Annotated in this window: 11 protein-coding genes; 6 read left to right on the forward strand and 5 right to left on the reverse strand. The window is 42.4% G+C overall.

Annotation, left to right across the window (positions count from 1 at the left end; all coding sequences use genetic code 11):
* Positions 1 to 237: 237 nt before the first annotated feature.
* The gene (locus B4Q04_RS05535; RefSeq protein WP_013993469.1) at positions 238 to 678 is read left to right on the forward strand and encodes a lipocalin family protein; all 441 of its coding nucleotides are present in this window, start codon (positions 238 to 240) and stop codon (positions 676 to 678) included.
* 88 nt (positions 679 to 766) lie between these two features.
* Here B4Q04_RS05535 and B4Q04_RS05540 read toward each other — a convergent pair whose 3' ends face one another.
* From B4Q04_RS05540 to B4Q04_RS05550, 3 genes are read right to left on the reverse strand one after another with little or no spacing between them, the layout of a single operon-like run.
* Positions 767 to 3,235 (reverse strand): ligase-associated DNA damage response DEXH box helicase, encoded by a 2,469-nt coding sequence (locus B4Q04_RS05540; RefSeq protein WP_088696211.1) that lies wholly within the window; start codon positions 3,233 to 3,235, stop codon positions 767 to 769.
* Positions 3,236 to 3,242: 7 nt separating this feature from the next.
* Complete coding sequence (locus B4Q04_RS05545) at positions 3,243 to 4,844, reverse strand: ATP-dependent DNA ligase (protein WP_088696393.1); 1,602 nt, start codon at positions 4,842 to 4,844, stop codon at positions 3,243 to 3,245.
* A 59-nt stretch (positions 4,845 to 4,903) separates the two neighbouring features.
* Entirely contained in the window at positions 4,904 to 5,938 is a 1,035-nt protein-coding gene (locus tag B4Q04_RS05550) for a ligase-associated DNA damage response exonuclease (protein ID WP_088696394.1), read from the reverse strand.
* A gap of 147 nt (positions 5,939 to 6,085) precedes the next feature.
* Here B4Q04_RS05550 and B4Q04_RS05555 point away from each other — a divergent pair, with 147 nt between their 5' ends.
* Positions 6,086 to 6,508 carry a TerB family tellurite resistance protein gene (locus B4Q04_RS05555; protein WP_088696212.1) on the forward strand — a complete coding sequence of 141 codons (423 nt, stop codon included), beginning with the start codon at positions 6,086 to 6,088 and terminating at the stop codon, positions 6,506 to 6,508.
* A 52-nt stretch (positions 6,509 to 6,560) separates the two neighbouring features.
* Here the strand turns inward: B4Q04_RS05555 and fbp are convergent, their stop codons facing one another.
* The gene (gene fbp, locus B4Q04_RS05560; protein ID WP_013993474.1) at positions 6,561 to 7,571 is read right to left on the reverse strand and encodes a class 1 fructose-bisphosphatase; all 1,011 of its coding nucleotides are present in this window, start codon (positions 7,569 to 7,571) and stop codon (positions 6,561 to 6,563) included.
* A gap of 116 nt (positions 7,572 to 7,687) precedes the next feature.
* Here fbp and B4Q04_RS05565 point away from each other — a divergent pair, with 116 nt between their 5' ends.
* The 4 genes from B4Q04_RS05565 to B4Q04_RS05580 all read left to right on the forward strand — a co-directional run bounded on the left by B4Q04_RS05565 (position 7,688) and on the right by B4Q04_RS05580 (position 11,708).
* A complete protein-coding gene (locus tag B4Q04_RS05565; protein ID WP_013993475.1) occupies positions 7,688 to 8,167 on the forward strand; it encodes a GNAT family N-acetyltransferase in 480 nt (159 codons plus the stop codon).
* A gap of 9 nt (positions 8,168 to 8,176) precedes the next feature.
* A complete protein-coding gene (locus tag B4Q04_RS05570; protein WP_013993476.1) occupies positions 8,177 to 8,512 on the forward strand; it encodes a hypothetical protein in 336 nt (111 codons plus the stop codon).
* 44 nt (positions 8,513 to 8,556) lie between these two features.
* Positions 8,557 to 9,807 (forward strand): aspartate kinase, encoded by a 1,251-nt coding sequence (locus B4Q04_RS05575; protein ID WP_088696213.1) that lies wholly within the window; start codon positions 8,557 to 8,559, stop codon positions 9,805 to 9,807.
* Between the two features lie 89 nt (positions 9,808 to 9,896).
* Entirely contained in the window at positions 9,897 to 11,708 is a 1,812-nt protein-coding gene (locus B4Q04_RS05580) for a GNAT family N-acyltransferase (protein WP_013993478.1), read from the forward strand.
* Between the two features lie 16 nt (positions 11,709 to 11,724).
* Here the strand turns inward: B4Q04_RS05580 and B4Q04_RS05585 are convergent, their stop codons facing one another.
* Positions 11,725 to 12,225 carry a GNAT family N-acetyltransferase gene (locus tag B4Q04_RS05585; RefSeq protein ID WP_088696214.1) on the reverse strand — a complete coding sequence of 167 codons (501 nt, stop codon included), beginning with the start codon at positions 12,223 to 12,225 and terminating at the stop codon, positions 11,725 to 11,727.
* Positions 12,226 to 12,245: the final 20 nt, after the last annotated feature.

The following is a 12,245-nucleotide window of genomic DNA, read 5'->3' on the forward strand; positions in this document are numbered from 1 at the left end:
CTTTACTTGGTCAACATTTGGGTCATCCGTTTGATTCGGTCGGCCAATTTTTCACTGGATAATTTCTCCCGGCTTAAACGGTCGGTTATTAAGGGAAAGGACGTAAATTTTTTGGGTTTGTAATGAAATTTTGATTCCGTATTACTACAGATTTACTGGTGAAAATCAAAAAAAATAATAAATCAAAAAATGCTCCGTTTTTTTAAATCAATGAAAAAAACCTAAAACTATTACCTTATGAAAAAAAGTTTTATCCTATTCGGTGCCATTGCTTTTGGTTTATTTTCGTCATGTAGCGACGATGACAGTTCAGATAGACCTGAAGATGCATTGATAGGTTCTTGGCAGCTTGTTTCGCAATCTGAAAATGGGAGGTCGTACGAGCTGGATGCATGTGAATTGGAAGAAACGGTTATTTTTAAATCCGGCGGAACTTTTGAGCTGATTGATTATGATCAAGTGGAGGGGAACGAAAATCAGTGTGTCATAAACGCCGATGCTACCATGTCGGGCGAATGGTCGATACCAGAGCCGGGCAAAGTGTTGGTTGTCGATGAAGACAATGAGGCCGTTATGGTGGATTACTCCGTTTCTGGGGCTAAACTGATTTTTATAAGTGAAGGGATTGATGATTATGTCGGGGCTTACACCCGTACGTCCGTTTACAAGAAAAAATAGTGTTTGTTAAATGGAGCCAGGTTGTTCCGTTTTTGAAAATATATGGCCTGCTAAAAACTTAGGCTTTAGCAGGCTTTTTTTGTCCATTTTAGATCTTCATCAATAAAGCGGACATCCGCTTGATACGGTCAGCTAATTTTTCACTAGATAGTTTTTCGCGACTCATACGGTCAGTAATTAATGGAAAAGCAAATGGAGTTGCTTTTTTACAGGCTTTCCATACGATTTCCTGTTCGGCAATACGTTCTAAAGAAAGGCGCAAACGTCCTTCTTCCAGCTGGTGCTGAAAGGTTTCCGTAAAGGCTTGTTGAAAGAGTAGGTTTTCAGGTTCGTAATCCCTGAAAACTTCAAAAAGCAATTGGGAGTTGCTTTGCAGGTGTTTCATTTTAACGCCCTTGTTCGGGTAACCGGTAAACACCATACCACTTATAATTGCGATGTCCCGAAATTTGCGACGTGCCATTTCCGTGGCGTTCAGGCTTTTTTGTAAATCGTCCAGTAAATATTCAGAGGTAAACAAATCATTGTCAATGACCTGTTGAATATCTATCTCTTGGTCGGAAAGCAACTCAAAACCATAGTCGTTAAATGCCAATGAAAAAGTGATAGGAGATAGTAAACTGATGCGATAGCCTAAAAGACTGCCCATGGCCTCGTGAACAAAACGACCTTCAAAAGGATAGAATACATGATGGTAGCCTTCACGTGTTTTAAAGGTTTCAATCAGGAATTCATTTGGGTTGGGAACAATACTTTCACGCCTTTGACGCTCGAATATATGGGCTAGGGAGCGTATTTCTACCGATTGGTGTTTTTTATCGTCACTGGAAGTATACAGTTCTTCTCGTAGTAATTTGGACATCTGGGCCGATAGGGTCATACGACTTCCGGACCAGCTAGAAATTTTATTGGTCTTTTTGGTTGAGTTCCGAACGTGTACCTGCATGTCCTTTATTCTAATGAATTCAAGGTTTCTACCCGCAAACGTAAAAACATCCCCTCTATTTAATTTCGAAATAAAGAACTCCTCTATGGAGCCAATATATCCTCCCTTTTGATAACGGACGGTTAGGTTTACATCACCCACAATGGTGCCAATCTGAAAACGGTGCCGCATGGCAACGCCACGGTTATTTACTTTAAATTTTCCGTCTTCTTCAACTTCTACTTTTTTGTATTCATCGTATGATTGTAGACTCTGACTGCCCATAACCAAAAAGTTGAGTAACCATTGCCATTGGTCCAAGGTCAAAGTTTGATAACAGAACGTTTGACGGACTTCCTTATAAATATCATCAGGATAAAACCCGTCAGAAATAGCCAGCGTAGTCAAATATTGTAGCAGTACATCGTAGCAATTAAGGTAGGGCATGCGGTCTTCTACGGCATTGTGTTTAACTGCTTGCTGTAATGCGGAGGCCTCAATCAGCTCAATGGCGTGGGTGGGTAAAAAATAAATTACGCTTTCTTCGCCTGGCTTATGTCCACTGCGGCCCGCACGCTGTAAAAAGCGAGCCACTCCTTTGGGTCCGCCAATCTGGACTACGGTTTCAACTGGGGCAAAATCAACCCCTAAGTCCAAACTAGAAGTGCAGACTACTGCTTTTAATTCTTCGTTTCTAATAGCATTTTCAACCCAATTGCGCGTATCTTTATTGATGCTACCGTGGTGCATGGCAATATCACCTGCATATTCGGGATGTTTTTCAAGAATTTTCTGGAACCATATTTCACATTGGCTACGCGTATTTGTAAATAGTAGGGTAGTTCTGCTGTTGTTGATTATAGGAACAACATCTTCCAGCAAATGCAAGCCCAAATGGCCACGCCAAGGAAAGGTTTCCATTTTTTTTGGAATGATACTTTTGACTGTAATTTTCTTTTTAATATTCGCCCGTATCATTACGGAATTTTCCAAGGCGTCTGTGTCGGGACCGAGGAGTACATGCCGTGCTTGCTCTAAGTTACCTATAGTAGCAGAAATACCCCAAATACGAAGGTCTTTTGAAATGGTTTTCAGTCGGGATAAGGCCAATTCCATCTGAACTCCTCGTTTGGTGCCCAACAGCTCGTGCCACTCGTCAACTACAATAGCAGAACAGTCTTTGAAAATTTTATCGTAGCCTTTTGTGGCCAATAAGAGTTGTAGGCTTTCTGGCGTGGTAATCAGCAAATCGGGCATTTGCTTTTTTTGACTTGTCCGTTCTTTTGTGGTCGTATCACCTGTACGGATACCAACGGTCATTTGCGTTTCTAGATCGGCAGTAACTCTTTCTGCGGATTGTCTAATTTCTTGGGAAAGGGCCCGTAAAGGGGTAATCCATATCGCTTTTAATCCTTTTTTGTGCTTGGTCTTGTACTGTGGATTGTTTTTGATGTAGTTTAAAACAATAGGAAACCAAAGAGCATAGGTCTTACCACTGCCTGTTGGAGCGTTCAATAGTCCGTTTTTACCTTGAAGAAATGCTTTCCAAGTGTCTTTTTGAAACTTGAAGGGCTTCCAGTTCTGTTGGTTGAACCAATTTTGGGCAATATGGTAAAGTTCTTCTCTATTCATGTATGGGTTAAGGAATCATCAACTTTAAATCCCCTAAGGAATTGGCTTCGTGAATAGTTTTATCTTTTCTCCATCTCAATATTCTTGGAAACCTCGTGGCAACCCCACTTTTATGACGCTTTGATAAGGCTATGCCTTCAAAGGCAATTTCAAATACATGATGTGGAGTAACCGAGCGCACCGGTCCAAAACGTTCTAACGTGTTTTTCTTAATCCAAGCATCTACCTTTCTAAACTCGGCATCTGTAAGGCCGGAATAGGCTTTGGCAAAAGTAACCAGTTCTTTTTCACCTTCATCGTTGGTGTTCCAAAGTGCAAAGGTATAATCTGTAAACAAATTACTGCGTCTACCATGACCTCGCATAGCGTAAGTGAGTACGGCATCAATGGTCAATGGGGCTACTTTCCATTTCCACCAATCGCCTTTTTTTCGACCTACTAAATAAGGAGAATCTTTGTGTTTTAACATGAGTCCTTCGCTGAACATTTCACGGGAACGCTCCCTTTCTATGGCTGCCTCTTCCCAAGAATTAAAGTGCATGGTTTCTGAAAGGTGAAAAGGTAAGTCAGTATGGTTTACCTCCTTGAATAATTTTTCTAAGATAGCCCTACGTTCGGTAAAAGGTTTGTTTCTAATATCCTTTCCTTCCCATTCTAAAATATCATAGGCCTTTAAAATAACGGGGACTTTCTTTAGTAAAGCCTTGGAAATCGTTTTGCGACCTATGCGTGTCTGTAAATCATTAAAGGTGCCTATTTGCCCATCTATATAGGGTAATATTTCTCCATCAATTACAGTACCGTTTGGTATTTTTTGAATAAATAGGTTGAATTCCGGGTACTTATCGGTGACTAATTCTTCACCACGGCTCCAGACGAATAGCTCATCATTTCTAAGGATTACCTGTGAACGGATACCATCCCACTTATGCTCGGCGGACCAATGGGTAACATCGCCTAAATCCTCTGGTTCATTTTCAATGGCGTAGGCCAGATAAAATGGATAGGGTTTGGATAGATAGTCGCTTTCATTCTCTTCCAAAATAAGTTCTTGAAAGGTGATTTTATTTGGGTCCCAGTTTCCCATAAGTTTATAGGCCAAAATATCCTCATCTATTTCCGTTGCTTTGGCCAAAGCCCTGGTCATTAATTTTTGACTGACACCAATACGGAACCCTCCGGTAATCAACTTGGTAAAAACAAAACGTTCGTAGTAATCGAGTACTTTCCAGTTCTCAAAGAGGTAGGTTTTTTTGTCGACGTCGGATTTCTTCTTCAACGCAATCATCTCCTCTAGAAATTGGGTCAGTGTTTTTTCTGTGGATGTTTTGCTAGATGGTACAATGAGAGCAATGGTTTCCGCCAAATCGCCCACAATATGATAGCTCTCTTCAAAAAGCCAAAGGGGGATATTCGCCAATTCAGAAGCCCATTCGCGCAGCAGTGTGGTGTTAACGGGTCTAGGTGGTCTACGATGAGATAGAATAGCAATGGTCCATACCTTATCCGTATCATTAGCAACCCGAAAATAGTCGGCTAAAGCCTGAACCTTTATATTAGTTTTATTGGTGCTGTCCAGTGTTTTTATTAGTACAGCGAATCCTCTCATGCCCAATTCATTTGATGCAATGGAGGTTGGGACATCCGTTTCTGATGTTGTTTGTGGTTTCATGATGTTTGCTTTTCTAGGGTTGCTGTTTCATCAGGAACCGTATTGTCCTCTTCGTCTCCATACTGAGTTTCTTCCGTACGAGCGTCATAACCTTGTTCGCGCAGGTATCGGGAAAATATTTCGGTATAACCGTGGGTGCAGATAATTTTTTCCGCTCCGGTGGCTTCAATACTGGATAAAAGTCCTTGCCAGTCACAGTGATCGCTCAAAACAAAACCTTTATCAATTGCCCGACGCCGGCGCGCACCCCGAAAGGTCATCCAACCACTGGCTGAAGCTGTTACGTATGGAACCATTTTACGAATCCACGTACTGCCATGAGCACTGGGTGGGGCAAGAACAATGTTTCCCAATAGTTCTTCTTTTTTGGTTTCCTTGGTAATCAAGGTCGTTTCTGGAAAATCAACCAGTGGGCGCAATACTTGGGTCATGTTTTCAATGGCGCCATGGGTATATATTTTTCCAATATCGGTGTCAAGATATTTTAGGAGACGCTGCGCCTTCCCCAAACTGTACCCGAATAAAATTGAAGTTTTGCCTTCAGATTTGTTCTCTTCCCACCATTGGTTGATATTCTCGAAAACCTCTTGTTGAGGTGTCCATTTAAAAGCAGGAAGTCCAAAGGTACATTCCGTTATGAAAGTATGGCATTTAATAGGCTCGTATGGCGTAGAAATACCATCGTGTTCAGTTTTGTAATCTCCTGTAAACACCCATATTTCTCCTTTATGTTCTACGCGAATTTGGGAAGATCCAATAATATGTCCTGCGGGATATAAGGTGAATTTTACATTGTTTATGCTAAAAGTTTCGCCCCATTCTTTTCCGGTCACATTAATTTCGCCCAAACGATGACTAATTATAGGTACATTTCTATGATGCGTAATGTATTGTTTATGTCCCCATCTACTATGATCTGCATGACCGTGGGATATTATGGCCTTATCTACAGCTTTCCATGGGTCTAGATAAACCTTGGCGACACTGCAATAAATACCTTTATCGGTGAATTCGAGAAGTGGATTTTTCATGTTCATTGAAAGTTACGTAATATTCCAAAACGGTATGGGTATGTGGTGATATGGAATGGTGGCAAATAACCAGCTCAAAATAATCATTCTGTAAGAGGGGAATGACCTCTAAAAAAATTATATTTGCTGCCAATAAAATTGATATATATGGCGATTGCAGATTTATATACAAGCAGTGAACATAGAAGGAACCTCGCACATTTTGCAGCATTGGCCACTTTGGCCAGTATAGATGGTGAGATTAGTTCCGAGGAAAAAAGTATGTTAGACCGTTTTGCGTCTAAGCTCGACATTACCGAAGCCGAATACAAGGAGGTAATGAAGCGCGAGAATAAATATCCTATAGACCCTCCTCATAATTCAGAAAGAAGATTGGAGCGTTTATACGACTTGTTCCGTATTATTTTTTCAGACCATCATATAGATGAAGAAGAAATGTTATTACTGAAGAAGTATGCTATTGGTTTAGGCTTTACAGGGGAACAAGCCGATAAGGTCATCGAAAAATCGGTGGCGATTTTCAGCGGTAAAATCGAATTTGACGATTATATCTACCTATTGAAACACTAAGACAAAATCAGAAAAAAGGCCGGGAGAACAAAAGTGTTTTTCCGGCCTTTTTTTATTCGTTATGGGCGGCCATGAACTCTTCCGCCTTTTCTACCATTTTACGGCTTCCACAAAAGAAGGGTACCCGTTCGTGGAGCTCGGTCGGTTTAAGGTCAAGTATTCTATCCTTTCCGTTACTGGCTTTTCCATTGGCCTGTTCGGCCAAAAAGGCCATGGGGTTGCACTCGTACAATAAGCGTAATTTACCATTAGTAGATACACTGCTTTTAGGGTACATATAAATGCCGCCCTTGATCATGTTCCTATGGAAATCAGATACCAAAGAGCCAATGTATCGCGAAGTGTATGGTCGGTCGTCCTCTTCTTTTTGGCAGTATTTGATATAGTCTTTTACACCTTGAGGAAAATGCACATAGTTTCCTTCGTTTACCGAATAAATGTTTCCGGTTTCCGGAAATTCCATATTGGGGTGTGATAGGTAAAAGGTGCCCAGGGCCGGGTTAAGGGTGAATCCTTGAACGCCGTCGCCCGTAGTGTATACCAACATGGTCGAGGTACCGTAAATGATATATCCCGCTGCGACCTGGTCTCTGCCCGGTTGCAAAAAATCTTCCAAGGTTACAGGGGTACCAACGGGGGTTACCCTTCTGTAAATAGAGAAAATGGTTCCGACGGATACGTTGACATCGATATTCGATGAGCCATCTAGGGGGTCGATAAGTACAATATACTTGTTCTGGTGTTTTTCATCGTAACTGTTGATACTGATAAAATCTTCCTCTTCCTCCGAAGCGATTCCACAGACGATTTCCCTTTTTGAGAGGGTCTGTATGAATTTTTCGTTGGCCAAGACATCCAGTTTCTTTTGGTCCTCGCCCTGTACGTTAACGTCACCGGCTTCACCGATGATATCTACCAGGCCGGCCTTGTTGACTTCATGGTTGACCACTTTTGCGGCCAGCCTTAGTCCGTTTAAAAGTCGAGATAGCTCGCCGGATGAATATTGGAATGATGCTTGGTTTTTTATTATGAATTCGCCAAGAGTAATGTTCTTTTTGACCATATTTCAATAGGAGGTTGTTGTTACAGGAACAAATATCGGCTATTTTGTGAAACTATGAACGTTTCATTTATATTTGACTATTTAAATTTATAACTTCGTGTTTTATTTGTAACAATATGGAATTTTCGATTCGTGAGGCGCAACCGGGTGATATGCAACAGGTATTGGCATTGATCAATGAACTTGCTGTATTTGAAAAGGAACCGGATGCCGTAGAGGTAACCGAAAACGATTTGATCGAAGACGGTTTTGGGGAGAAAAAGCAATTTCACTGCTTCGTAGGTGAGGCCGAAGGCAAGGTTGTCGGTATGGCCTTGGTGTACCAGAGGTATTCTACTTGGAAAGGCAGGGTCATTCATTTGGAAGACCTTATCGTAACCGAGCGTATGCGGGGTAGCGGACTAGGGAAGGCCTTGTTGACCGAAGTGGTCAAGTACGGTCATGCCCAAGGTGTTCGCAGGATCTGTTGGGAAGTGCTTGATTGGAACGAACCGGCCATTGCGTTTTACGAAAAAAACCATGCCAAGGTCATGCGAGATTGGGATGTGGTTCAGATGGACGAAAACGGAATCAAGGAATTTTTGGCAAACGTTTAATCCGCTGAAATGAATTATAACGAAAAAAGATTCAGGCCCATTTCGGGATCTGACAATTCGGAAACTACACAGGAAACCATTTTCGAGTATCATCAGACCGGTCAAATTTTGTCCGCCGATTACAGCGGTGGAAATATTGTAAAAGGACAGTTGATCGGATTGGTGGCCGATAACGGTACCATAGAAATGCGTTATCAGCAAATCAATGTCAATAATGAATTGATGACAGGTGAATGTACTTCAGTTCCAGAAACTATGGGGAACGGAAAATTGAGATTACACGAGACTTGGGTGTGGACCTCAGGCGACCGTTCAAAAGGACAATCAATTTTAGAGGAAATATAGGGCCATCATAGGCTTTTGTACAATATAGAATAATCGAGAAATTTATGCGCGTATTCAAATTTGGAGGAGCATCGGTTAAAGATGCCAACGGAGTGAAAAATGTGGTCAATGTTTTAAAACAAACGGGGCATAGCAATACCATTGTGGTGGTCTCGGCCATGGGGAAGACCACGAATGCCATGGAGGCTACGGTCAATGCCTATTTTAGCGATAAGTCTGCCTTGGCGGCGGCATTTCAAGAAACCATAGCCTATCACGATGCTATTCTTAAGGATCTTTTTGACAATGATAAGCATGTGATTTTTTCCCAAGTAAAAGGCCTTTTTGATGAGGTGCAGGGATTTCTGGCATGGAATAAATCACCTAACTATAACTTTGTATATGACCAAGTGGTAGGTTATGGCGAGTTGATATCTACGACCATACTGAATGCTTACCTCAATGAGGTAGGTATCAAGAGCAATTGGGTCGATATTCGCGACTTTATCAAAACCAATGACAGTTATCGCGATGTGTCGGTCAATTGGGAAAAGACCCAAGAACGGGTTGCTAGAAACATTGATAAGTCCAAACTCAATATAACCCAGGGCTTTTTGGGTAGTGACGACAATAACTTTACAACGACCTTGGGTAGGGAGGGGTCAGATTATACGGCCGCCATATTGGCCTATTGCCTAAATGCCGATTCGGTTACCATATGGAAAGATGTACCCGGCGTACTCAATGCCGATCCACGGTATTTTTCGGAAACTCAATTATTGAACAACATATCATATCGTGAGGCGATCGAATTGGCGTTTTACGGGGCTTCGGTAATCCACCCGAAGACGCTTCAGCCTCTGCAGAAAAAAGAAATTCCGCTTCACGTGAAATCTTTCTTGAATCCTTCCGATCCGGGTACTACGGTGGGTAAGGGTGTAGGGATAGAGCCCAAGGTGCCTTGTTTTATCGTTAAGAAAAACCAGGTATTGATGAAATTGTCTTCCTTGGATTTTTCTTTTATCGTAGAAGATAGTATCAGTGAGCTTTTTAAATTGTTCCATGACCATAAAATGAAAGTAGACCTGATCCAGAATTCTGCCATTAGTTTTTCGGTCTGTGTCGATAATCGTTTCGGTCGGTTGGAAGATCTTTTAAACCTTTTGAAAAGCAGGTTCAAGGTCGTACACCATGAAGGCGTATCCCTATATACCATTAGACATTTTGACGAAAAAGCGATCGAGTCTTTGCAGAACGGACATGAAGTGCTCTTAGAACAGAGAGGTAAGGAGACTTTACAATTAGTAGTGAAGTAATCTTCATGCTGTAGGTCTAAATTTGTTAAAAAGCGGTTGGCCTCTCGTGTTTTTCCTATCTTAGCGGTTACCTAATTGATGATATAACTATGGGTTTAGTGACCGCGAAGGAAGTGGCCAATGCTACCAATCTTGATAAATACGGGTTTTTTGGTACGTTCGTGGCTTGGATATTGCTAAGGGTCACGAAAATTTCAAACATGAACCGACGGTACGATAAGATGAGCCATCTTAATGGTACCGATTTCTTGGATGCCGTTCTGGAAGAGTACGAAATCGATTATGAAATTCCCGTAAACGATTTGAAGCGGCTTCCTAAAGAAGGGGCGTTTATCACGGTGAGCAACCACCCTCTTGGGGGAATGGACGGTATTATACTACTGAAGCTGATGCTTCAACATCGGCCGCAGTATAAAGTAATAGCAAATTTTCTCTTGCAAAGGTTCAAGCCTTTGGCTTCCTATATTTTTCCGGTGAATCCGTTTGAAGACCATAAAGAGGCCAAAAGCAGTATGGCCGGTTTTAAAAGCGCCATGTTGCATTTGAAGGAAGGCCATCCCGTCGGAATTTTTCCAGCAGGGGAGGTGTCTACTTTTAAGGAAGGAAAACTGGTGGTCGATAGGCCATGGGAACCTACTGCCATGAAATTGATACGCAAGGCCCAAGTGCCCGTGGTACCTATTTATTTTCACGCGAGAAATAGCAAGCTTTTTTATCGCTTGGCGAAGATCAGCGGTGTCTTTCGAACGGCAAAACTACCCTCAGAGGTATATTCGCAAAGGAACCGGCCCATTAAGGTACGCATTGGCCAGCCTATTTCGGTAGCTACCCAGAATGAACAAGAATCATTGGAGGAGTTTACTGAACTTATACGGAGAAAAACCTACATCCTCTCTAATATTTATGAGAAGGAACGATTGATCGACCAGATTCCTACCACATTAAAATTACCGAAACAGCCCCGACAGATCGTTCAACCCGTTCGGGCCGATCTTATAGAGGCTGAAATCGCAAAGCTTATCGAAAACGATAGGCGTATGGTGCAGAGCAAGAATTACGAGGTGTTTTTGGCCCCGGCCGATGAAATGCCCTATGCCCTTCAGGAAATTGGACGTCAACGGGAGATTACCTTTCGCGAGATTGGGGAAGGAACCAATAACTCCATCGACATTGACGAGTTCGACTCGTATTATCATCATATGTTTCTGTGGGACAATGAGGCAAGAGTGATCGCGGGGGCCTACCGAATGGGACTTGGGTCTGAAATTTTCGCCAAATACGGGATAGATGGTTTCTACCTTCAAGACCTGTTTCGCTTTGAGCCCGAACTCTTCGGGATGATGAGCCAGTCCATTGAGATGGGAAGGGCCTATATCGTCAAGGAATACCAGCAGAAGCCCATGCCCCTTTTCCTTTTATGGAAGGGCATTGTTCATACCACTTTGCGCTACCCCGAGCATAAATATCTGATTGGAGGGGTGAGCATTAGTAACCAGTTCTCGAACTTTTCAAAATCGCTGATGATCGAGTTTATGAAGAGTAATTATTGGGATCCCTACGTGGCGCAGTATGTAAGGCCTAAGAAAGAGTTCAAGGTTAAATTGAAAGACGCCGATAAGGAGTTTGTCTTCGATGAGACCCAAGCCGACCTCAATAAATTTGATAAACTGATCGATGAGGTAGAACCGGGAAGCCTGCGTTTGCCCGTATTGATAAAAAAGTATATCAAGCAGAATGCGAAAGTTGTGGCCTTTAATGTGGACCCCCTGTTCAACAATGCGGTAGACGGATTGATGTACATTAAAATATCAGACTTGCCCGAAAGCACGGTAAAACCTGTAATGGAAGAGTTTCAGGCCGAATTGGAGCGCAAGTTTATGGAAGCGCAACAAAATTCATAGCCGCTAGGGGAGCGGCTTAATCATTTCCTACGGTCGTACTTCTTCGTTCAAATAACAGATTGTCTTTCCAGACTCCATCTCTTTTGCCAACACGTTCGCGTTTGCCAATATAGCGGAAGCCCATTTTCTCGTGAAGGTGGATGCTTCCTTTATTTTCGGGGAAGATTCCCGATTGTAGGGTCCATAGACCGTGTTTTTCACTTTCCTTGATCAAAGACTGCATCAATCGAGAACCTACCCCTTTTTCTCGGGCGTCCTTTGCAATATAGATGCTGACTTCGGCCACACCTCGGTATACCGCCCTTTTCGATACGGGCGACAGGGCCGCCCAGCCGATGCATTTATCCCCTGAATAAGCAACGAGCCTGCAGCTTTCAAGATGGTTGGCATTCCATGCTTCATAAGAGGGGAGTTGATATTCAAAAGTGGCGTGGCCCGTGGCCATGCCATCGGCATATATTTCGGATACCGAGGTCCAGTCTTTCTTACACATGGGTTTTAATTCTATTGCGGACATCTATTAAATATTAACCCTCG

Source organism: Zobellia sp. OII3, from assembly GCF_002211465.1.
In the GTDB taxonomy this organism is placed as follows: Bacteria; Bacteroidota; Bacteroidia; order Flavobacteriales; family Flavobacteriaceae; genus Zobellia; species Zobellia galactanivorans.

Bases quoted from the DNA above. Each gene is read 5' to 3' on its own strand.
- B4Q04_RS05570 (WP_013993476.1), top strand. From the start codon at position 8,177: ATGAATTATAACGAAAAAAGATTCAGGCCCATTTCGGGATCTGACAAT.
- B4Q04_RS05565 (WP_013993475.1), top strand. From the start codon at position 7,688: ATGGAATTTTCGATTCGTGAGGCGCAACCGGGTGATATGCAACAGGTA.
- B4Q04_RS05550 (WP_088696394.1), bottom strand. From the start codon at position 5,938: ATGAAAAATCCACTTCTCGAATTCACCGATAAAGGTATTTATTGCAGT.
- B4Q04_RS05545 (WP_088696393.1), bottom strand. From the start codon at position 4,844: ATGAGAGGATTCGCTGTACTAATAAAAACACTGGACAGCACCAATAAA.
- B4Q04_RS05540 (WP_088696211.1), bottom strand. From the start codon at position 3,235: ATGAATAGAGAAGAACTTTACCATATTGCCCAAAATTGGTTCAACCAA.
- B4Q04_RS05585 (WP_088696214.1), bottom strand. From the start codon at position 12,225: ATGTCCGCAATAGAATTAAAACCCATGTGTAAGAAAGACTGGACCTCG.
- fbp (WP_013993474.1), bottom strand. From the start codon at position 7,571: ATGGTCAAAAAGAACATTACTCTTGGCGAATTCATAATAAAAAACCAA.
- B4Q04_RS05555 (WP_088696212.1), top strand. From the start codon at position 6,086: ATGGCGATTGCAGATTTATATACAAGCAGTGAACATAGAAGGAACCTC.
- B4Q04_RS05580 (WP_013993478.1), top strand. From the start codon at position 9,897: ATGGGTTTAGTGACCGCGAAGGAAGTGGCCAATGCTACCAATCTTGAT.
- B4Q04_RS05575 (WP_088696213.1), top strand. From the start codon at position 8,557: ATGCGCGTATTCAAATTTGGAGGAGCATCGGTTAAAGATGCCAACGGA.
- B4Q04_RS05535 (WP_013993469.1), top strand. From the start codon at position 238: ATGAAAAAAAGTTTTATCCTATTCGGTGCCATTGCTTTTGGTTTATTT.